Raw genomic sequence first — 20,022 nt, forward strand, 5'->3', positions numbered from 1 at the left:
GGATGTTCAAGCCGGCAGGAAGTGGCGGCTGCCACCGCGTGCGCTTGACCGAGCGCACGTGGTGGCGACGCACTTACCAGTAGAACTGCGCGCGTGCTTCGATGATCGACGGGTTATCGTCGACCAGGCCGCGCGTGGTGCTGTTGTAGCGCGTGCTGTCGACCTTGGCGTAGTCGAGCGCCAGCTTGAAGTTGGAGCGCCAGTACCAATTGGCGCCGACCGTCCAGATGTTCATCTTGCCGCCCAGCACGCCATCGACGAACGGGGTATTGCCGTTGGCGACCAGGTGGCCATCGTTGAGGTCCAGGGTGTCGTAGCGCACCGCCAGCTGCCACATGCCCGATGCCGGCTCGTTGGGCAGCGGGGTGGTCGGCACGCCAGCCTTGTAGCCCCAGGTTTCGCCGGTGAGGTTCCAGACGCCGCTCACGTACCAGCCGTCGCTCTTATAGTCGTGCGCATTGGCACCGATACGGTTGGCGTTTTCCTGGAAGTACTCGCTCTGCAGCTTGAACGGCCCGGTGATCCACATCGCCTCGGCACCGGCCACGCCGACGTTGTCCACATTGGTGATGGCGCCGCTGTCGATCAGGCGGACCGTGGTCAGGTCCGCGTCGGGGCGTGCGCGCAGGCGCAAGGTGTCGTCGTCGGTGTCGTAGGCCAGGTAGCTGAGGCCGAAGTGCAGCACGTTGCCGGTCTCGTTGATCGGCGCCCAGGTGCCGCGTGCGCCATAGCCGTTGCCGTGCGCCTGATTGCGGGTGAGCTCGCGGCCGAATGCACTGGCGGTCACGCTCCAGTTGTTGTCGCCCATGCCGTAGGCCACGCCCAACCGGCGCGAGATGCCATAGGTGTTGGTCACCGACGCCTTGGAGACGAAGTCGTTGTTCTTGGTGCTGGACAGTTCTTCCAGGCTGTTGGGCTGCTTGAACTGGCCGATCTGCAGGTAATTGTTCGCGTTGCCGCCGAACTTGTACTTGATGTTGTTATCCAGAAAGCGGCCGGTGCTGCGAATGGTGGTGCCACGGATGGTGACTTCCTTCAGCACGCTCGGGTCATAGCCGGCGACCCATTCGAAGTTGCCCGGGCCCTTGCCCTTGAGGACCAGCTCGGCGCGCCGGATGCTGAATTCGGAGTTGTCGCCATTGGCGCCGATCGGGCCGTTGAGGTCCTGCACATCGTTGTGGAACCAGTTGCCGTCGGCCTGGACCAGGCCTTCCAGCGCGATTTCCGAACCACCGATAACATCGATGGCGATCTCGGCGTGTGCTGCGGGGGCGGCCAAGGCCAGCAGCAGCGCGGAACCAAGCAGGGTGGGAGCGAGTTTCATAGATGCCTTGCGACCTGAGAAAGTGGGCGCAGGCTAGGGTGTGAAGGTTGCGTTAATGTGACAAAACAACAGAAACGTAATACGTGATTTTTGCCAATAAAGACAATAGTTTACGTGCGTTTCAACTATGTCATTGTGTGTCAAGAAGCTGAACGGAGGCGGTTTATGACAGCGCCCGGCGCCGACCTCAAAACCTTGAATATCCGGGCTGGCCCGCTGACGGCCTGAACTGGAGCCACGTCAGCATGAACACACGCGTCGGTTTGTGCGGCGCACCACTTGCATACGCGGCGTCAAAATTGTTAGCTTCGAGGCCATGTTTCCTCGATTCCTCCAAATGCTGTTGGTCTGCCTGCTCGCGCTCTCCGCGTGGTCGGCAGCCAACGCGCACGCGCGCATGCATGATGCGTTCGTGGGCGACGGCCTGGCGGTAATGGTGGATGCTGGCGAAGAACGCGATGCAGCAGAAGATCCGCAGGACGACGGCGAAGCACAGAGCCAAGTCGACACACAGCCTGCAGACGATATCCCCTTGCTCTCCCAAGCATGGCCGATGCTGGCGCGGTATTCCCCCTCGTGGCACGCGCATCACGCGCCGGCAAATCAAAAACGCGACCTGATCCCACAGCTGCGCCCTCCAAACGCACTGCTTGGCTGATCCACGCTGTCGCTGCACCCGGTGCGTTCCGCGCCGGATTCCCAATTGATTTGTTTGTCTTTGCAATTCGCGGTTTTGCCGCGGATGGCCATTCGTTGCCTAGAGGAATCTCCCATGGAAAGTTTGCTAGAAGGTTTTCGTCATTTCCGTAAGGAAGTGTATCCGCGCCAGAGTGCGCGCTTTCAGGAACTGGCAGGCGGCCAGAGCCCGCATACGCTGTTCATCACCTGCGCAGATTCACGCGTCATGCCGGAGCTGATCTTCTCCGCGCAGCCAGGCGAGCTGTTCGTCTACCGCAACATCGGCAATGTGGTGCCGCCGTACTCGCAGCATGTCAGTGGCGTGGTGGCAGCGATCGAATACGCGATCGCAGTGCTGGGCGTGCGCCATATCGTGATCTGCGGTCACACCGACTGCGGCGCGATGAAAGCCGTGCTCAAGCCGGAGTCGCTGGAAGACGTGCCCTCCGTGGCAGCGTGGCTCAAGCACACCGATGCGGCGCGCCATGTCACCGCGCATCACGGGCACGATCCGCAGAGCCAGGAGGCGCTGAGCTGCATGACCGAGGAGAACGTGGTCTCGCAGCTGGACCACCTGCGCACGCAGCCGGTGGTGGCAGCACGCCTGGCGGCAGGCACCTTGCGCATCCACGGCTGGATCTACGATATCGCCCATGGGGAGATCCGCGCCTTCGATGCCGAGAAGGGTGGCTTCCGGCCACTGCTGGCCGAAAGCACCCCCGAAGCCACCCCACGCCCGCGACTGCAGCAAGTCGTGCGCGCTGAACTCGCCTGACGGAGCCTGCCATGAACACATCAGGTATCGGCGGATATTTCCGTCAGGGACTGTTTGGGCGTGATTTATTGGCGTCTGTAGTGGTCTTTCTTGTCGCGCTGCCGCTGTGCATGGGTATCGCGATCGCATCCGGCATGCCGCCCGCCGCAGGCCTGATCACCGGCATCGTTGGTGGTCTGGTCGTCGGCTTTCTGGCGGGTTCCCCGCTGCAGGTGAGCGGGCCGGCCGCCGGCCTGGCTGTGTTGGTGTTCGAACTGGTCCGGGAGCATGGCGCTGTCGCGCTCGGGCCGGTGATCTTGGTGGCCGGCGCGATTCAGCTGATTGCCGGTCTGTGCCGCGCAGGCGTCTGGTTCCGGATGACATCGCCGGCCGTGGTGGCCGGCATGTTGTCGGGCATCGGCATCCTGATCGTCGCCTCGCAGGCGCACGTGTTGATGGATGCCGCGCCCAATGCCCGCGGCCTGGAAAACTTCGCTGCATTGCCTGGCGTGCTGTGGCAGGCCATCAGCGAAGGAGCCGGCCGGAACGCGCTGTTCGTGGGTCTGGCGACGATCGGGATCATCCTGGCCTGGGACAAGCTGCGCCCGCAGCGTCTGCGCTTTCTGCCGGGTGCATTGATCGCGGTGGTGGCGGTCACTGCGACCGTGCAGTTGCAGGGCTTGAACGTCAACAAGGTCGATGTCCCGACCAACCTGTTCTCTGCGATCAGCATCCCCAGCATTTCCGACATCTTCGGCGTGTTCAACCACACCTTGCTGGTCTCGGCAGTGACCTTCGCCTTCATCGCCAGCGCCGAAACCTTGCTGTCGGCGGCGGCGGTGGACCGCATGCATCAGGGCACGCGGACCCAGTACGACCGTGAGCTGGCGGCACAGGGCGTGGGCAATATGCTCTGCGGTTTCCTGGGTGCATTGCCGATGACCGGCGTGATCGTGCGCAGTGCGGCCAACGTGCAGGCCGGGGCGGCAACGCGTGCATCGACCATCCTGCACGGCAGCTGGCTGCTGGTATTCGCCATGCTGTTGCCGTGGCTGTTGCGGATGACGCCGGTGGCGTGCCTGGCCGGCATCCTGGTCTACACGGGCGTGAAGATGATCAAGATCGGGCAGGTCAAGGAACTGGCGACCTATGGCCGCGGAACGGCCGCGATCTACCTGGCGACCACCTTCGCGATCGTGGCCACCGACCTGCTGACCGGCGTGCTGATCGGCTTCGGTCTGTCGCTGTTCCGCCTGGCATTGCATTCTTCGCGTCTGAAGGTCGAAGTGCGCGAGCACGCCGACAGGAAGGACGAAATGCATTTGACCCTGCAGGGTTCGGCCACTTTCCTGAAGGTGCCTGCGATGGCGCGGACGCTGGAAAGTGTGCCGCCGAACACTGCGCTGCACCTGGATGTGGCTAAGCTGCACCACGTCGATCATGCCTGCATCGAGTTGTTGCGCGACTGGAGCCGCAATGCGGCCTCGCGCGGCTGCGAACTGGTGGTGGACTGGAAGGAGCTGGATCGACGTGTCGAAGGCCAGCCCAGGGTGGATGGCGTGCTGGTGGAACAGCGCGTCGAGCAGGCGAAAGCTGCGTAACGTGTTGTAAGCGCCCGGCGCTCGCGCCGGGTGACCCCCATCGTGATCGGGTGATGCATGGCGCCGAAAGACGCATCATCCGGTCGCGATTTTTTTTGGGGCCGGGATTCGAGATTCGAGATTCGAGATTCGAAAAGCTTGTGGCGCTGCGTTTGCTGCGTGTGGATCCGGGCCGCGGTTGCGTCGTTACTTCGGCGCTACTGCTGCATCAGCCCTTGGTTTTTGTCTGCCGCTCAGGCGTCGGTGGCGTCTTGTCACGGTAGCGGCACAGATCGTGGATGACGCAGCCCGGGCAATCTGGTTTGCGTGCCTTGCAGACGTAGCGTCCGTGCAGGATCAACCAGTGATGCGCATCGTGCAGGAACTCGGCCGGAATCACCTTGACCAGCTTGTCTTCGACGGCGCGTACGTCCTTGCCTGGCGCAAGACCGGTGCGGTTGGAAACGCGAAAGATATGCGTGTCCACGGCCATGGCGGGCTCGCCGAAGGCGGTGTTGAGCACCACATTTGCGGTCTTGCGGCCCACGCCGGGCAGCGCTTCCAGCGCGGCGCGATCGTGCGGCACGTCGCCGCCATAGCGCTCCAGCAGGATGCGGCAGGTGGCGATGACGTTCTTGGCCTTGGCGTTGAACAAGCCGATGGTGGAGATGTACCGCTTCAGGCCCTCCTCGCCGAGATCGAGAATGTCGCGCGGGGTGTTGGCCACCGGATATAGCTTGCGGGTCGCCTTGTTGACGCCGACATCGGTGGCTTGCGCCGACAGCAGCACGGCGATCAGTAACTCGAATGGAGCGGTGTATTCCAGCTCGGTGGTGGGGTGCGGATTGAGTTCGCGCAGGCGCTCGAACATTTCCTGTATTTCGGGCTTGCGCATGCTGCTGCCGCGACGCGCCGGTACCGTTGCCTGAGGGGTGTTCATGGCTGCGCTCCGCCAGCGGCCTTCGCCTTCGCGCGCGCCAGGATGGCAGCGGCCAGCGGCGGCAGTGCGGGCGTTGCCGGTTGGCTGGTTGCCGGGGCGGGAGCCCTGCGCGCATCGCGTTCGGCGGCGCGGCGTTGCAGGCGCGCCGCGCGCGCGCGATAGCGTTCGCGCGCGGCCCAGGCGTCTTGTAAGCGGCGTTGCGCACTCAGCAACGTGGCGCAGACCTGCGGGCAGTTGGCGTCCAGCGCATCGTGCTGCGGGTCGGGCAGATACGCCATCAAGCCGAGTGCCAGCGCACGATCCAGATCGTCGGCCTGCACACAATCGAACAACAGCAGCGGCAACGGACGCGATGCAGGAATGAGGTCGAGCGTCATGGCGATATCAACGATTGCGGAACTGGGCGGGGCGTTTTTCTAGAAATGCGCGCGTGCCCTCGCGCATGTCGTCGGTGGCGAACAACAACGCAAATTGCGCGGTTTCCAGCTGCAGGCCCTCTTCGATGGCGCATTCGCCGCCGAATACCACCGCATCGAGAATGCCGCGCAGTGCCAGCGGCGCTGCAGTTGCCAGGCGTTGCGCAAGCGCCAGGGTTTCTTCGTGCAGCACATCGGCTTCGACCACGCGATTGACCAGGCCAAGCTGCAGTGCGCGGGCTGCGTCGATCGGCAGGCCGAGCAGGCACAGTTCCAACGCTGCGGCGCGACCGGTCAGACGCAGCAGGCGCTGGGTGCCGCCAAAGCCGGGGATCAGGCCGAGATTGATTTCCGGTTGCCCCAGGCGCGCGGTTGCTGCGGCGATGCGCAGGTGGCACGCCATTGCCAGCTCCAGGCCGCCGCCCAGCGCAAAGCCATTGATCATCGCGATCACCGGCTTGGGCATGCGCTCGATCCGGCGCATCAGCTGCTGGCCCAGCAATGAGAATTCGCGGCCTTCAATCGCCGACAGATCATTCATTTCCGCGATATCCGCGCCCGCCACGAAGGCCTTTGGGCCGGCGCCGGTGAGGATGACGGCACGGACATCGTCAGCAGCGGCTGCGTCCTGGAACGCCCGATCCAGTGCCTGCATGGTCTGCTGGTTCAATGCGTTCAGTTTGTCCGGCCGGTTGACCGTAATCGTCCGGACGCTGGCGTGATCGGCGATCAGAATGACGTGATTGGACATGTGAACCCTTACGAACGTAAAAAAATAGTAAACACGGAACTTCCAAAAGCCTTGCTGGTCCTAGCTTTCGCGATAAGTAGCGGTTCGGTATCGCGGCCGCTATCCTAGCGCGTCATCTCAGGCGGCAGACCCGTCCTGTGCCACCACCCTGGAGAATTGTTTGATGAAGTTGCGTTCTATCGCGGTCGCTGTGGCGGCCCTGGCCCTGACGGGCAATGCACTGGCCCAGGACACGACGTCCGAGAAGGGCAAGTTGAGCTATTACTTCGGCTACGACTACGGCAACAACCTTGCCGAGCTTACCGGTCGCGGCGAGCAGCTCGACATCAACTCGGTGGTCAAGGGTCTGCAGGACGCCTATGCCAAGAAGCAGCCGGCGATCACTGCCGACCAGCTGAAGCCGGCCGTTGAAGCGTTCCAGAAGCGCGAGCAGGGCCGTGCCCAGCAGGCCAAGGCCGAGTACGACAAGGCCGCTGCAGCCAACAAGACCAAGAGCGATGCGTTCCTGGCCAAGAACAAGAGCACCGCCGGCGTGCAGACGCTGCCGAGCGGCGTGCAGTACCGCGTGATCGAAGCCGGCAAGGGCGCCAAGCCGACCCAGGCCAGCACCGTGCAGCTGGAAGTGGCCGGTCCGTTCCCGTTCGGCGACCGCGAGAAGGCACGTCCGGCGCAGCAGATCCCGGCCATCAAGGTCAGCGAAGTCGAAATGCAGGCCATGCGCGACACGCTGCTGCAGATGCCGGCCGGCTCGAAGTGGGAAGTGACCCTGCCGCCGGAAAAGGCCTACGGTGCCGACCCGCGTACCCCGTTCCCGCCGAACGTGGCCGTGCAGTTCGAGATCAAGCTGGTCAGCGTCAAGTAATTGCATGTGATGTTGCTGCGACAACGCCGGCCACCAGGCCGGCGTTGTCGTTTTGGTCTGGCGATTGTCTGAAGAGAACGATGCAACGATGCAGCGGCCGCAGGACCCAGCGATGAGCGGCAACGATGTCGGATCCGACGCGGATCCCGGTTTGGCTGCCGGCCCTCTGCCCAGTCCGTGTATCGGTGTATGTTCGCTGGACGCGCAGTCGCACTGCGTCGGCTGCTTGCGCAGCCTGGATGAGATTGCACGCTGGATGAGCATGAGCGACGCCGAACGCCAGGACTATCTGCACACGGTGCTGCCCGCACGCGCGCTGACGGCACGTCTGCCCGAATACGCGCAGCTGAGGCTGGCGCTGTATCCGCTGGATACAGCGCCAGCCGGGCCGGGTTGGAACCATGCCGAGCTGATCGACCTGACCGACGGCGACGCGTCTGCCGAAGCGGCGGTGCTGTGTGGGCTGGTGCCGCGCGAACAGGGCACGACGGTGTTGCTGACGCGGCGCACCGACAGCCTGCGCCATCACGCCGGGCAGGTCAGCTTCCCCGGCGGGCGAATGGAGCCGTCCGATGCCGATGCTGCCGCTGCGGCGCTGCGCGAGAGTTGCGAAGAAATCGCGCTGGGCGCGCAGCATGTGCATGCGATCGGGTATCTGGATCCGTTTGTGACGGTGAGCGGATTTCGGGTGACGCCGGTGGTGGCGGTCATCGACCCGGCGTTCGTGGCGGTGCCGCAGCCGGATGAAGTGGCCGATGTCTTCGAAGTGCCGCTGGCCTATCTGATGGACCCGGACAATCTGCGCAGTGTGGAACTGGAGTTCCGCGGACGCCCGCGGCGCGTGCTCGAATACGACTGGCCTGCCCACCGCATCTGGGGCGCCACCGCCGCCATTCTTCTCAATCTTCGTCGTCGCCTGGAGCAGGTTGCATGAGTGCCGATCCGAACTGGACCACGTTGGTCGATGCCGCCACGCTTTCGGCCGCGTTGCAGCATCCACAGCTGCGTCTGCTGGATGCGCGTGCCGCGCCACCGACCGCGCCAGACCCGCACGCAGCGCGCAAGGCGTACGCGCAGGGCCATTTGCCCGGCGCGCACTATGCCGATCTTGACCACGACCTTGCAGATCTGTCGCGGCCGGCGCAGGGGCGGCACCCGTTGCCGCATAGCCAGGCCTTTGCAGGGCGCCTCGGCGAATGGGGCATCGATCCGCAGAGCCAGGTCGTTGTCTACGACGCGGCCGATGGCAGCATGGCGGCCGCACGCGCGTGGTGGATGTTGCGGCTGATGGGCCATCGCCGGGTGGCGGTGCTGGACGGCGGACTGGCCGCGTGGCGGGCGGCTGGCTTTGCGGAAAGCACCGAATCACCTGCCTTGCGCAGCGGCGCCGCGTATCCCGGCCATTTCGACGCCACAGCGGTGGTGGATGCCGAGCAGATCGTGCAGCGCCTGCAGCAGGCGCCGGGCTGGTTGCTGGACGCGCGCGCAGGCGAGCGTTTCCGTGGCGAAGTCGAGCCGATCGACCCGGTGGCCGGGCACGTGCCCGGAGCGGTGAGTCGCCCGCTGGGGCTGAACCTGCGTGATGGCCGCTTCAAGCCAGCTGCCGAACTGCGCGCCGAGTTGTCCGCATTGCTGGGTGCGTACCGGCCCGAGCAGGCGGTGGTGATGTGCGGATCCGGCGTGACGGCATGCCATCTGTTGCTGGCATTGGAAGTGGCCGGGTTATCAGGAGCGCGCGTCTACGCCGGTTCCTGGAGCGGTTGGCTGCAAGACGCCTCGCGTCCGGTCGCGACCGGCGCCTGATTGCAGGCACAATGGCGGCAGGAACGGTGACCTGTGGGGACGCAGGTTCGCTGCGCGGAGCGCAGTTTCTTGCAGTGCTGGGTGAGCCATGCGGTTGCAGTTACGGGTTGGCGCGCTGTGCGTCGCGGTGTGGACGCTGGCTGCCTGTTCGGCGGAATCCTCCGCCGATGTCAGCGATACGCCTGTTGCCGCTCATCGAAATGCGGCGCAGCACGATGCGTACGAGGTCGCGCTGGAACAGGCGCGTGCGGAGCGGTTGAGGCAGCTGCGTGCGCCCGATGGGTGGCTGAGCTATACCGGTTCGGGGCGCGTGCGCGCCGGCCAGTACCGTGTGGGCAGCGACCCGCACAGCGATATCGTCCTGCCTGCCGGCCCTGCGCAGCTGGGGCAACTGACGCTGGATGCTGCGGGACAAATACGCTTTCGCGCAGATGGCTCCGCCGCGGTGACGTTCAACGGACAGCGCATCGGCGACGTACGTCTGCAACCAGAGCAGGCCGGGCAGCGCGGCGACCGGCTGGACGTGGGCGGCCGGCAGTTCTACCTGGTGCAAACCGGCGCCTTGTACGGCTGGCGCTTCCGCGACCCGGCAGCGCCGGCGCTGACGCAGTTCGACGGGCTGGAATATTTCCCCACCGATCCGCAGTGGCGCATCCAGGCGCAGTGGCAACCCTATCCCACGCCGCGCACGACCACCTTGCTGACCTCGATCGGTACGCCGCTCACCGTGGAGGTGCCGGGAGAAGCCGTGTTTTCGCGCAACGGCCACCACTACCGCTTGCGGCCGCTGCTGCAGGAGGATGGCCAGGGCCTGTTCTTCCTGTTCGCCGACCGCACCAGCGGCAAGGAAAGCTATGGCGGCGCGCGTTATCTGTTTGCCGCAGCGCCCCGCGATGGTCAGGTGGTCCTGGATTTCAACCTGGCCGAAAACCCGCCATGCGCACTGACGCCCCATGTGGTCTGCCCCATCGCGCCGCCTGAAAACCGCTTGGACGTGGCAGTGAATGCCGGCGAGAAGACCTACCGTGCAACCGAGCGTTGAGCGCGCGGCAATGGGCGGACGGTGTGCGAAGGATGAGGTGTTTGCGATGGGTCACCCAAGCATCCGAGAGCTGTCACGTGCGTGTTGTCCGGGCGTCGCTGTCTTTCGAGGGCGCGGCGGGCACGCAGGTTGAATCGCGTGTCGCTGCTGTCTGCGCTGTCGGGCGCGACCGGGCATGACCGGGCATGACCGACGTAACGCGGTGCCTCGTCACTGGCTGTAACTAAGGTGCATGAGCCGGAGTGTTTGCCTGCCGATGTTCTGCGCCAAGACCGCAACGCTGAAATCGGCATGCCAGATCTAGGACTGCAGATCCAGGCTGCGCGCGGCCGCACGCGCGGTTTGCCGAGTGGATGCCGATCCGGCAAGCACCTGCCGCGAGGGGTGCGTGGCCCGGTTTCTAAAAACGCCTTCTAACGCGGCGCGTGCGACCAGCTGACTGCCGCTTCGATGCGCGGCCACGGGAACAGTGGGCCGGGATCGAGCTTGCGCCGGATTTTGCGGGCCGGGTCGTCGCTGGCAGCTTCCTGGGTGGTATCCAGCGCCTGATGGCCGGCGATGCGCCGCACCGAAGGCAGCTGCTGCTGCAGCCATTGCAACAAGGTGATCAGCGCGGCGATCTGGGCTTCGGGATACGGTTCGGTCATCTGCTGATACCGCGAATCCAGCCAGTGCGGATAACGGCCGCGGTTGACCAGTTCGATGCCCAGCGTATGCGGGTTGTGGCCGCGCACATGATGCGCGACGCGCTCCAGCGCGACGTATTGCTGGATGCTGCCGTTGCGATCGAGGTAGTAATGTCCGCTGTTGCCGGTGCCGCTGTCATAAAGCACGCGTTCGCCGTATTCGCGTGCCATCGCCATGTCCGGCAATTCGGTGCAATGGATGACCACCATGTCGATCTGGGTGAGCGCGCGCTTGGCCAACCGCGATTCGTAGCACAGCGGCGCGTAGGTGATTGGCGGCGACGGCAAGACGGCATCGGACATGGAGCGGATGCTAGCATTGCCCGATGCCTTTGAATCCCGACAGCCCCCTGGGCAAATTGATGGCGACGCTGCCACAGACCGGTCAGGTGACCTGGATCGGCGTGCGTCCGGCGCGTGATGTGGCGATGCTGGAGGTGGACGTGGCGCAGGTCAGCACCGGTATGGGCCTTGTGGGAGACCGCTACAAGGGTGGCAGCGGCAAGCGCGGCGTGACCCTGATCCAGGCCGAGCATTTACCGGTGATCGCGGCGCTGTCAGGACACGCCACCATCGCCCCGGCGACGCTGCGGCGCAACCTGGTGGTGTCCGGCATTGCGTTGATCACGCTGAAAGGGCGGCGATTCCGAATCGGTGACATTGAATTGGAAGGCACCGACCCGTGCGACCCATGTTCGCGCATGGAAGATGCCCTGGGTGCGGGCGGCTACAACGCCATGCGCGGCCACGGTGGGCTGTGCGCACGCGTCTTGCGCGGCGGCGTGCTGCGCATCGGCGACACGGTGCAGGCGCTATGAGTCGCGGCCATTGCATCCTTTCGCACGGCTTCGAAAGTGGCCCGGACGCCTTGAAGGTGACCGCGCTGGCCAACGTGGCCGAGCAGTTGGGCTGGACCCATGAGCGCCCCGATTACACCGACCTGGATGCACGCCGCGAGGTGAGTACGCTGGGCGACGTGCGAGGCCGGCTGCAGCGCCTGCTGGACATTGCGCGGGCGGCGGCCGAGAAGGGGCCGGTGGTGCTGGTCGGTTCCAGCCTGGGCTCGTATATCGCCGGGATGGTGTCGTTGCAGGTGCCCACGCGCGGCCTGTTTTTGATGGTGCCGCCGACCAAGATGGGCCCAATGCCGGTACTGGACGCCGCACCGGTGCCGATCTCGATCGTGCATGCCTGGCGCGACGAGCTGATTCCGGCCGCCGACGTGATCGCCTGGGCGCAGGCAAGGCGTGCGCGCCTGCTGCTGGTCGACGACGACCATCGCCTGGCCTCGCACGTCGACGCGTCGGCACGCGCGTTCGCAGAGTTGTTGCAGAGCCTGTGATGCGCGCGGTTCCCAGCGATGGCGGCGCGCGGTGCCAGCGATGAACGTGTTGATCCGCGAAGCCACCGAAGGCGACGCCGCTGCCATCGAACTGCTGACCATGGTGGCCTTCATGCGCGCCGAACACAGCCGGCATGACGAGCACCAGGTGATTGCCGGTTTGCGCCAGGACGGCGCCCTGGCGTTGTCGTTGGTCGCCGACCACGACGGCTACGTGGTCGGGCATCTGGCCGTCTCGCCGGTGGCGTTGTCGGACGATTCGCCCGGCTGGTTCGCGCTTGGCCCGCTGGCCGTGGGGCCTGGCCATCAACGGCAAGGACTGGGGACGCGGCTGGTGCAGGCCGCGCTTGCCACGTTGCGCGAGCGCGGCGCCGCAGGCTGCCTGGCGCTGGGCGAGCCGGCGTTTTTTCGCCGCTTGGGCTTTGCGATCGAACCTGGCCTGGTGTTGCCCGGAGTGCCTGCATCGGAATTGCAAGCCCTGGCCTTCGGCGACCGGCTGCTGCCGCTGGCCGATGTCTCTTACGCCCCGGCGTTCGGGCTGGGTTGAGCGCCGGCTGCATGCGCCGGGCCTGTTGCGCGGGTGTCGCTGCCAGCGCAGCGGGTTAGACTGGGCGCGCTTCATCTTTTGAGGATTGGTCCGATGCGCCATTGATGCCGCCGTCGTGATGACGGCCTGACCCGCTGCTGGTCCGCTTGGATCGGCACGTGTGCTGGCATGCAATGGAGACCCGTATGACCTGTCCGTCGCTGACGCTGGAAGGCGTTGCGTATGCGCTGCCCGATGGCAGCCCGCTATTTTCCGATCTGAACATCCATATCGACCAACGCGTGACCGGCTTGGTCGGGCGCAATGGCGTGGGCAAGAGCGTACTTGCGCGCCTGCTGGCCGGCGAGCTGCTTCCCAGTGCCGGACGGTGCGTGCGCAGTGGCAGCGTGCATTACCTGCCGCAACGGGTGAGCGTTGTGCCGGGCCAGCGCATTGCCGACCTGGCCGGTGTCGCGCCGCTGCTGGATGCGTTGGACCGCATCGCCGCCGGCAGTGTGGCGCCCGCCGATTTTGAATGCGTGGGCGAGCGCTGGACTGCGCATGCGCACTTTGCCGCCGAACTGGAACGGCAAGGCCTGGGTGGACGCGATCCGCATGCACCGGCCGCGCAACTGAGCGGCGGCGAAGCGATGCGCGTGGCGCTTGCCGGTGCGTTTATGAGCCAGCCGGATGTCCTGATCCTGGACGAGCCCGGCAATCACCTGGATGGTCCGCAACGCCGGCGGCTGATGGATCAATTGCTGGCGTGGCGCGGCGGCCTGCTGGTGATCAGCCACGACCGCGGCTTGCTCGAGGCGATGCAGCGCATCCTGGAGTTGTCAGGACAGGGGCTGCGCAGCTACGGGGGCAACTACACGTTCTATGCGCAGCAGCGCGCGAGCGAGCAGCAGGCCGCCAGCGATCTGCTGGCCCAGCGCAAACATGCACGCGCACGCGGCGAGCAGGTGTTGCGCGCGCAGCTGCAGCGTCAACAGCAGCGCCAGGCACGCGGCGCGCGTACTGCGGGGCAGGCCAATCAGGCCGCGATCCTGCTTGGCGGGCAGAGGCAACGCAGCGAAGTCAGCGCAGGCCGGCTGCAACAGCAAGGTCGGGCCGAACAGGCGCGGCTGCGCGAGGCAGTAGTGCAGGCTGCAGCGCAGGTGCAGATCGATCCGGCGATCGCTGTGTTGGCGCCGACCTTGCCGGCCAACACGCTGCGGCGCCTGGCGACACTGCGGCAGGTGGAAGTGGCGCACGCGCGGTTGGGCGGGCGGCGGGTGGATCTGCTGCTGCAGGGACGGCCGCGGATTGGGTTGGTCGGCCCGAACGGCAGCGGCAAATCCACATTGTTGCAGCTGCTGGCCGGGCGCCTGCAGCCCAGCGCGGGGCATTGCCGGGTGCACGTGCCGGTGGCGTATCTGGATCAGGACCTGGCGCTGCTGGACCCGGCGCGCTCGGCCGTTGCGCAGCTGCAGGAGGCGAACCCGGCTGCGCCGGCCCACGTGCAGCGGCTGCGCCTGGCGCTGCTCGGGCTGGACCAGGCGCGGGCCGACTCGCCCTGCGGCCAGCTCAGTGGTGGCCAGCGACTCAAGGCGGCGCTGGCCTGCGCGCTGTACCGGGCACGGCCGGCGCAACTGCTGTTGCTGGACGAGCCGACCAACCACCTGGATCTGGCCTCGGTGGAAGCGATCGAGGCGCTGCTGCGTCGCCACCAGGGGGCGCTGGTGGTCGCCTCGCACGATGCGGCCTTCCTGCAACGGTTGGGCCTGCAGCAGCGCCTGGACACCGCGCAGGCGCAGTGGCGGCTGGCGCCGTGGTGAACCGTGCGGCGGGCGATCCGGGCGCCGGGCTGGTAATGCCGGCCGCGATGGCCGACCATTTGCGGCCCGTCCACGGCGGCCGCGGCATTGCCTACCCAGGCGCCGGCCCGCTGTCCTGCTTTCACGCTCGCCGCCGCGGCCAGCGTCTTTATCGATACCTGCCTACGTGAAATTCTTCGCATCCTGCGCCAAGGGCCTGGAATACCTGCTTGCCGACGAGCTGCTCGCGCTCGGCGCCAGCAAGGCCACTGCCACTATTTCCGGCGTCAACGTCGAAGGGGAACTGCGCGATGCGCAGCGCGCCGTGCTGTGGTCGCGCCTGGCCAGCCGCGTGCTGTGGCCGCTGACCGAATTCGATTGCCCGGACGAAGACGCGCTGTACGCCGGCGTAGCCGAACTGCCATGGGAGGCGCACCTGTCGGTGGGGCATACGCTGTCGGTGGACGCGCACGTGTCCGGGACCGCCATCACCCACGCCCGCTACGCGGCGCAGCGCATCAAGGACGCAGTGGTGGACACCATGCGGCGGCAGGGCCTGGAGCGCCCGTCGGTGGACGTGGAACACCCGGACCTGCGCCTGAACCTGTCGCTGCGCAAAGGCCGCGCCACCCTTTCGGTGGACCTGGGCGGCGGCCCGCTGCATCGCCGCGGCTGGCGCATGGCGCAAAACGAAGCGCCGTTGAAGGAAAATCTGGCCGCAGCGGTCTTGATGCGCGGTGGCTGGCCGCGCGCCCATGCCGATGGCGGCGGCTTGCTCGACCCGATGTGCGGCAGCGGCACGCTGCTGATCGAAGGCGCGCTGATGGCCGCCGACGTCGCGCCGGGTCTGCAGCGCTACGGCAGCGATGTACCCAGCCGCTGGCGCGGTTTCGACCGCGAGACCTGGCAGCAGCTGGTCGCTGAGGCGCGCGAACGCGACAGCGTCGGCCGTGCTGCGCTCAAGCAGGTGATCCATGGCAGCGACATGGATCCACACGCCATCCGCGCCGCGAAAGAGAACGCGCAAGTGGCCGGCGTGGCCGAGGCGATCTGGTTCGGCGTGCGCGAGGTCGGGGAGTTGCAGACGCCGTCGCAGGCCACCGGCGTGGTGGTGTGCAATCCGCCCTACGACGAGCGCCTGGCCGCCGATGCGGCGCTGTATCGCCGCCTGGGCGACACCTTGCAGCGCGTCGTGCCGCAGTGGCGTGCCAGCCTGCTGTGCGGCAATGCCGAGCTGGCGTATGCCACCGGCCTGCGCGCGGGCAAGAAATACCAGCTGTTCAACGGCGCGATCGAATGCGCGTTGATCGTCTGCGACCCGATCGCGGTGCCGCGACGCACCCCGCTGGCAGCGCCCACCGCGCTCAGCGAAGGCGCGCAGATGGTGGCCAACCGGCTGCGCAAGAATCTGCAGAAATTCAAGAAGTGGCGCGCGCGCGAAGGCATCGAATGTTTCCGCGCCTACGACGCCGACCTGCCGGAATATTCGGCCGCCATCGACGTGTACCAGCAGGCCGACGGCGACCGGCGCATCTTCCTGCATGTGCAGGAATACGCAGCGCCGGCGACGATTCCCGAGGCCGATGTGCGCCGTCGTCTCAACGAATTGCTGGCCGCCGCACGCGAGGTCTTCGAGGTGCCTGCCGAGCGCTTGGCGCTGAAGTCGCGCGAGCGCGGCAAGGGCGGCAGCAAGTATGGCCGCTTCGAACAGCGCAACGAAATCGTCCACGTGCGCGAACACGGCGCGCTGCTGCGCGTGAACCTGTTCGATTATCTGGATACCGGGCTGTTCCTGGACCATCGCCCGCTGCGCGGCACCATGGCGCAGCAGTCCAGGGGGCGCCGTTTCCTCAACCTGTTCTGCTACACCGGCGTGGCCAGCGTGGAAGCGGCAGTGGCCGGTGCCGCGTCCACCACCAGCGTGGATCTGTCGGCAACGTACCTGCAGTGGTGCGCCGACAATCTTGCATTGAACGGGCTGGCCGGCAGCAAGCACAAGCTGGTGCAGGCCGATGCACTGGCCTGGCTGGAAGCCGAGCGTGCGCACTTCGATGTGATCTTCTGCGACCCACCGACCTTCTCCAACTCTGCACGCGCAGAAGATTTCGATATCCAGCGCGAGCACGTGCGTCTTTTGCGCGCGGCGGTGGCGCGGTTGGCGCCGGGTGGGGTGCTGTATTTCTCCAACAATTTCCGTCGCTTCAAGCTGGACGAGGAAGCGGTGGCGCAATTCGCGCAGTGCGAAGAAATCAGCCCGCGCACCATCGACCCGGATTTCGAGCGGCATGCGCGCATTCATCGCGCCTGGCGGTTGACCGCCTGAGTTCGCGCCGTTTGCGTCCGACGGCGCGCCGGCTTGGCTCGCCTAGGCGCCAGCGCAGGCAGTTGCCAAGGTGCCATGCGTACAGGCTCAGCAGCGCGTGCTCGCGACGACGCGACCGCTGCCGTGCACGCGGAGAGCCGGCGGGCATGATCGCAACGCACCCACAACAAGCCCGGCACAGGGCTGCGGTATGCTGATTCGCATGTTCTGGAGTCAACCATGACCGCATCACCTCGCATCGCTTTTCTTGCCAGCCCCGCCGAGCCGGCGGTGGCCGCGCGCGCGCGCCTTACGCAGCGCTATGGCGACCATGCCCTGGACAGCGCCGACATCGTCTGTGCGCTGGGCGGCGACGGGTTCATGCTGCAGACGCTGCACCGCCATGGCGCCTCCGACAAGCCGGTGTTCGGCATGAAGCTGGGCTCGGTCGGCTTTTTGATGAACCAGTACCGCGACAACGAGGACGACCTGCTCGAGCGCCTGCAGCGCGCCGAACCGGCGTATCTGCGGCCGCTGGAGATGCAGGTGCAGACCGAATCCGGTGCCAGTGCCGGCTCGCTGGCCTACAACGAGGTCTCGCTGCTGCGGCAGACCCGGCAGGCCGCGCATCTGAGCGTGGATCTCAACGGCCAGACCCGCATCGCCGAGCTGATCGGCGATGGCGTGATGGTGGCCACGCCGGCCGGCAGCACGGCGTACAACTATTCCGCGCACGGGCCGATCCTGCCGCTTGGCTCGCATACGCTGGCGCTGACGCCGATCGCGCCGTATCGCCCGCGGCGCTGGCGCGGCGCCATTCTCAAGGCAGATACCGAGGTGCGCTTCCGCGTGCTCGACCCCTACAAGCGCCCGGTCAGCGTCACCGCCGACTCGCACGAAATCCGCGACGTGGTCGAAGTAACCATCCGCGAATCCACGCAGCGCCAGGTCACGCTGTTGTTCGATCCCGAACACAATCTGGAAGAGCGCATCTTCAGCGAGCAGTTTGCGGTGTGAGGGGCGGGGATTGGGCAGTGTGGATCGGGTATTGGTAACGTCAACGGCATGTCTTGCCACCCGCCTATGAGCGTGCCGACCCGCTACGATGCAGCGCACGTCATTCAACGCCTGATCTCACCTTCTCGATCGCTGCTCCAAACAATCCCGAATCCCCAATCACGAATCCCGGCCCCCCAATGCCCGACAACTCCCCAAGGTTATTGACCGTCGCGGTGACCTCGCGCGCCCTGTTCGATCTCGAAGAAGGCCATGCACTGTTCGAGGCCGATGGAGTGGAGGCGTATTCGGCGTTCCAGCGCGAGCATGAGGACGACATCCTGCAACCTGGCGTTGCGTTCCCGGTGGTGCGCAAGCTGCTGGCGCTCAACCACGATGTGCCCGAGGACGCGCCGCGGGTGGAAGTCATCCTGCTGTCACGCAATTCCGCCGATACCGGTCTGCGCATCTTCAACTCGATCCAGCATTACAACCTGGGCATCGTGCGTGCCACCTTCACCTCGGGCGAGCCGACCTGGCCGTACGTCAAGCCATTCGGGACCGATCTGTTTCTCTCGGCCAATCCGGAATCGGTGCGGCGTGCGCTGAGTCATGGCATCGCGGCGGCGACCATCATGCCGCGCGCGCTGGGCGAACGCGCCGAGGCAGCGGCGGCAATCGTGGACAACGACGAAAGCCGTTTGTCGACGCAGCTGCGCATCGCCTTCGACGGCGATGCGGTGATTTTCGGCGACGAGAGCGAACGCATCTCGCGCGAGCAGGGCGTGGAAGCCTTCGGACGTCACGAGCGCGAACGCGCACGCGAGCCATTGTCGGTGGGGCCGTTCCGTAATTTCCTGTCGGCGCTGCACACCTTGCAGGCGGCCTTTCCGCCGGGTCAGGCCTCGCCGATCCGCACGGCGCTGGTCACCGCACGCTCGGCGCCGGCGCATGAGCGGGTGATCCGCACCTTGCGCGAGTGGGGCGTGCGCCTGGACGAGGCGCTGTTCCTGGGCGGGCGTCATAAGGGCCCGTTCCTGCAGGCATTTGGTGCGGACATCTTCTTCGACGACTCGCAGCACAACATCGACAGTGCGCGCCAGCATCAGCACGTGGCCGCCGGGCATGTGCCGCACGGCGTGGCCAACGATCCGCCGTTTGCCTGAACCACACACCCACGCACGCCAAGACGGGCTGCGTGGCGTTTGCGCTGGCGGATGCGGCAAATGGTCGTCATGACGGGACACCTATAGGCGCGCGTATCGCTAGGCGTCGCATCGGTTGCTGCCGACGGATACGTGCAGCATCCTGGCCGCGCTGTGGTTGCAGCGCCTGCCGTGCATTGGCGTGGGCAGCGTTGCGAAGCTTCGATGGGATTGGCCCGCTTGTCGAACTGGCGCATTGCTGCCTGAAGCGTGATCGCGAATGGATCGTGCGACCTGCGGAGCGGATTGGACGCGATAGTGCGCTGACAGCGAATCGTTGCCTCTAGTGCCATATGCGCAGCCGATGCGCATCAACCACTGTCTCGGCAGCTGTCCTTCGAGCGCTTGGACACACTCAATCGATCAACCACGCGGCAGTCCACCGTAGATGCAGTGGCGCAACGCCTAGCGTCCCTGGCCAGCTTGCGCGTTAGCCAACGGCAGGCGGATATCGGTCAGCCGCCATCGCAGGCCTTTCCGGGTCAACACGAACACCACCGGCGCGCCAGTGGCGGTATGCGTAGTTGCGGTAAAGCGGTGAGTGGACTCGAAGCGTTGTTCTGCGCCTTGCAGCGGCCGCGCGGGCGCTGGCGCGGCATAGGTGTCGGCGCTGACGGTGTCGCCGGTGACGCGGTTCCAGACGCTGTGGCCTTGCAGCAGCGCGCCGATCCCAATTGGCGTGACCAGGGTATCCACTCCCGCACCGCCGATGCCGCTGGCGAGCTGCAAGGCGAGCCCGCCGAGCAGGCTCGATTGCAGGCCGTTCCCGGCCTGGCGCACCAGGTAGTCGTCCAGTTGCGCCTTGAGGTTGACGCGCAGACTCGGGAAATCCACATGTCGCTCCAGCTGTCCGGCATCGCGGTTGGCCACTGCCTGGCTGATGCCGCGGATGGCCAGATATGGCCCCCCAACGACGTATCCGGTCAGCAGCACGATGGCCAGCACCGGAAGCAGCAACCAACGCCTTCTCATCGTGAGCATTCCGGCGCTGTTGGAGCCAGGAGAGTGGTCGCCAG

At 66.0% G+C, this 20,022-nt stretch carries 21 protein-coding genes; 15 read left to right on the forward strand and 6 right to left on the reverse strand.

What is annotated here, in order from left to right; genetic code table 11:
- Positions 1–73 precede the first annotated feature (73 nt).
- On the reverse strand, positions 74–1,324 hold the full coding sequence (locus ACCQ00_RS08155) for an OprO/OprP family phosphate-selective porin (RefSeq protein WP_039569131.1): 1,251 nt from the start codon (positions 1,322–1,324) through the stop codon (positions 74–76).
- Between the two features lie 337 nt (positions 1,325–1,661).
- Here ACCQ00_RS08155 and ACCQ00_RS08160 point away from each other — a divergent pair, with 337 nt between their 5' ends.
- The 3 genes from ACCQ00_RS08160 to ACCQ00_RS08170 all read left to right on the forward strand — a co-directional run bounded on the left by ACCQ00_RS08160 (position 1,662) and on the right by ACCQ00_RS08170 (position 4,357).
- Positions 1,662–1,982, forward strand: a complete 321-nt coding sequence (locus ACCQ00_RS08160) for a hypothetical protein (protein ID WP_017155852.1) — start codon at positions 1,662–1,664, stop codon at positions 1,980–1,982.
- A 114-nt stretch (positions 1,983–2,096) separates the two neighbouring features.
- Positions 2,097–2,777 (forward strand): carbonic anhydrase, encoded by a 681-nt coding sequence (locus ACCQ00_RS08165; protein ID WP_017155853.1) that lies wholly within the window; start codon positions 2,097–2,099, stop codon positions 2,775–2,777.
- 11 nt (positions 2,778–2,788) lie between these two features.
- On the forward strand, positions 2,789–4,357 hold the full coding sequence (locus ACCQ00_RS08170) for a SulP family inorganic anion transporter (protein WP_039569134.1): 1,569 nt from the start codon (positions 2,789–2,791) through the stop codon (positions 4,355–4,357).
- 208 nt (positions 4,358–4,565) lie between these two features.
- Here the strand turns inward: ACCQ00_RS08170 and nth are convergent, their stop codons facing one another.
- Genes nth through ACCQ00_RS08185 form a run of 3 tightly spaced genes read right to left on the reverse strand, consistent with a single transcriptional unit; the run spans position 4,566 to position 6,443 of the window.
- Positions 4,566–5,276, reverse strand: coding sequence for an endonuclease III (gene nth / locus ACCQ00_RS08175; protein ID WP_039569137.1), 711 nt, complete (start codon positions 5,274–5,276; stop codon positions 4,566–4,568).
- Positions 5,273–5,653, reverse strand: coding sequence for a hypothetical protein (locus ACCQ00_RS08180; protein WP_039569139.1), 381 nt, complete (start codon positions 5,651–5,653; stop codon positions 5,273–5,275). The genes nth and ACCQ00_RS08180 overlap by 4 nt, the downstream gene beginning before the upstream one ends.
- 7 nt (positions 5,654–5,660) lie before the next feature.
- Positions 5,661–6,443, reverse strand: a complete 783-nt coding sequence (locus tag ACCQ00_RS08185) for an enoyl-CoA hydratase-related protein (protein ID WP_039569142.1) — start codon at positions 6,441–6,443, stop codon at positions 5,661–5,663.
- 163 nt (positions 6,444–6,606) lie between these two features.
- On the opposite strand from ACCQ00_RS08185, the gene ACCQ00_RS08190 reads away from it, so the two are divergent.
- The 4 genes from ACCQ00_RS08190 (at position 6,607) to ACCQ00_RS08205 (ending at position 10,150) form a co-directional block, all read left to right on the forward strand.
- On the forward strand, positions 6,607–7,305 hold the full coding sequence (locus tag ACCQ00_RS08190; protein ID WP_004429231.1) for an FKBP-type peptidyl-prolyl cis-trans isomerase: 699 nt from the start codon (positions 6,607–6,609) through the stop codon (positions 7,303–7,305).
- A gap of 112 nt (positions 7,306–7,417) precedes the next feature.
- Positions 7,418–8,239: a CoA pyrophosphatase gene (locus tag ACCQ00_RS08195; RefSeq protein ID WP_039569144.1), complete on the forward strand. Its 822-nt coding sequence runs from the start codon at positions 7,418–7,420 to the stop codon at positions 8,237–8,239.
- Positions 8,236–9,108, forward strand: a complete 873-nt coding sequence (locus ACCQ00_RS08200; RefSeq protein ID WP_039569147.1) for a sulfurtransferase — start codon at positions 8,236–8,238, stop codon at positions 9,106–9,108. Before ACCQ00_RS08195 ends, ACCQ00_RS08200 begins: the two co-directional genes overlap by 4 nt.
- An 88-nt stretch (positions 9,109–9,196) precedes the next feature.
- Positions 9,197–10,150, forward strand: a complete 954-nt coding sequence (locus ACCQ00_RS08205; RefSeq protein WP_039569150.1) for a DUF1684 domain-containing protein — start codon at positions 9,197–9,199, stop codon at positions 10,148–10,150.
- 413 nt (positions 10,151–10,563) lie between these two features.
- Here ACCQ00_RS08205 and ACCQ00_RS08210 read toward each other — a convergent pair whose 3' ends face one another.
- On the reverse strand, positions 10,564–11,139 hold the full coding sequence (locus ACCQ00_RS08210) for an N-acetylmuramoyl-L-alanine amidase (RefSeq protein WP_017155861.1): 576 nt from the start codon (positions 11,137–11,139) through the stop codon (positions 10,564–10,566).
- Between the two features lie 23 nt (positions 11,140–11,162).
- Between ACCQ00_RS08210 and ACCQ00_RS08215 the strand changes: the two genes are divergently transcribed.
- The 8 genes from ACCQ00_RS08215 to ACCQ00_RS08250 all read left to right on the forward strand — a co-directional run bounded on the left by ACCQ00_RS08215 (position 11,163) and on the right by ACCQ00_RS08250 (position 18,967).
- The gene (locus ACCQ00_RS08215) at positions 11,163–11,654 is read left to right on the forward strand and encodes an MOSC domain-containing protein (protein ID WP_039569152.1); all 492 of its coding nucleotides are present in this window, start codon (positions 11,163–11,165) and stop codon (positions 11,652–11,654) included.
- Positions 11,651–12,178 carry an alpha/beta hydrolase gene (locus ACCQ00_RS08220; RefSeq protein ID WP_039569154.1) on the forward strand — a complete coding sequence of 176 codons (528 nt, stop codon included), beginning with the start codon at positions 11,651–11,653 and terminating at the stop codon, positions 12,176–12,178. The genes ACCQ00_RS08215 and ACCQ00_RS08220 overlap by 4 nt, the downstream gene beginning before the upstream one ends.
- Positions 12,179–12,218: 40 nt before the next feature.
- Positions 12,219–12,725, forward strand: a complete 507-nt coding sequence (locus tag ACCQ00_RS08225; RefSeq protein WP_039569156.1) for a GNAT family N-acetyltransferase — start codon at positions 12,219–12,221, stop codon at positions 12,723–12,725.
- Positions 12,726–12,910: 185 nt separating this feature from the next.
- Positions 12,911–14,524, forward strand: a complete 1,614-nt coding sequence (locus ACCQ00_RS08230) for an ABC-F family ATP-binding cassette domain-containing protein (protein WP_039569157.1) — start codon at positions 12,911–12,913, stop codon at positions 14,522–14,524.
- Positions 14,503–14,694, forward strand: coding sequence for a hypothetical protein (locus ACCQ00_RS08235; protein WP_039569160.1), 192 nt, complete (start codon positions 14,503–14,505; stop codon positions 14,692–14,694). Before ACCQ00_RS08230 ends, ACCQ00_RS08235 begins: the two co-directional genes overlap by 22 nt.
- Positions 14,691–16,826, forward strand: coding sequence for a bifunctional 23S rRNA (guanine(2069)-N(7))-methyltransferase RlmK/23S rRNA (guanine(2445)-N(2))-methyltransferase RlmL (gene rlmKL / locus ACCQ00_RS08240; protein WP_039569162.1), 2,136 nt, complete (start codon positions 14,691–14,693; stop codon positions 16,824–16,826). The genes ACCQ00_RS08235 and rlmKL overlap by 4 nt, the downstream gene beginning before the upstream one ends.
- A gap of 219 nt (positions 16,827–17,045) precedes the next feature.
- Positions 17,046–17,822 carry an NAD kinase gene (locus tag ACCQ00_RS08245; protein WP_017155868.1) on the forward strand — a complete coding sequence of 259 codons (777 nt, stop codon included), beginning with the start codon at positions 17,046–17,048 and terminating at the stop codon, positions 17,820–17,822.
- Positions 17,823–18,001: 179 nt separating this feature from the next.
- A complete protein-coding gene (locus tag ACCQ00_RS08250; protein ID WP_039583411.1) occupies positions 18,002–18,967 on the forward strand; it encodes a 5'-nucleotidase in 966 nt (321 codons plus the stop codon).
- Between the two features lie 444 nt (positions 18,968–19,411).
- Here the strand turns inward: ACCQ00_RS08250 and ACCQ00_RS08255 are convergent, their stop codons facing one another.
- Positions 19,412–19,978 (reverse strand): DUF2939 domain-containing protein, encoded by a 567-nt coding sequence (locus tag ACCQ00_RS08255; protein ID WP_039569167.1) that lies wholly within the window; start codon positions 19,976–19,978, stop codon positions 19,412–19,414.
- Positions 19,979–20,022 lie beyond the last annotated feature (44 nt).

Source organism: Xanthomonas sp. NCPPB 3761 (assembly GCF_041475705.2).
GTDB classification, from domain to species: Bacteria; Pseudomonadota; Gammaproteobacteria; order Xanthomonadales; family Xanthomonadaceae; genus Xanthomonas; species Xanthomonas phaseoli.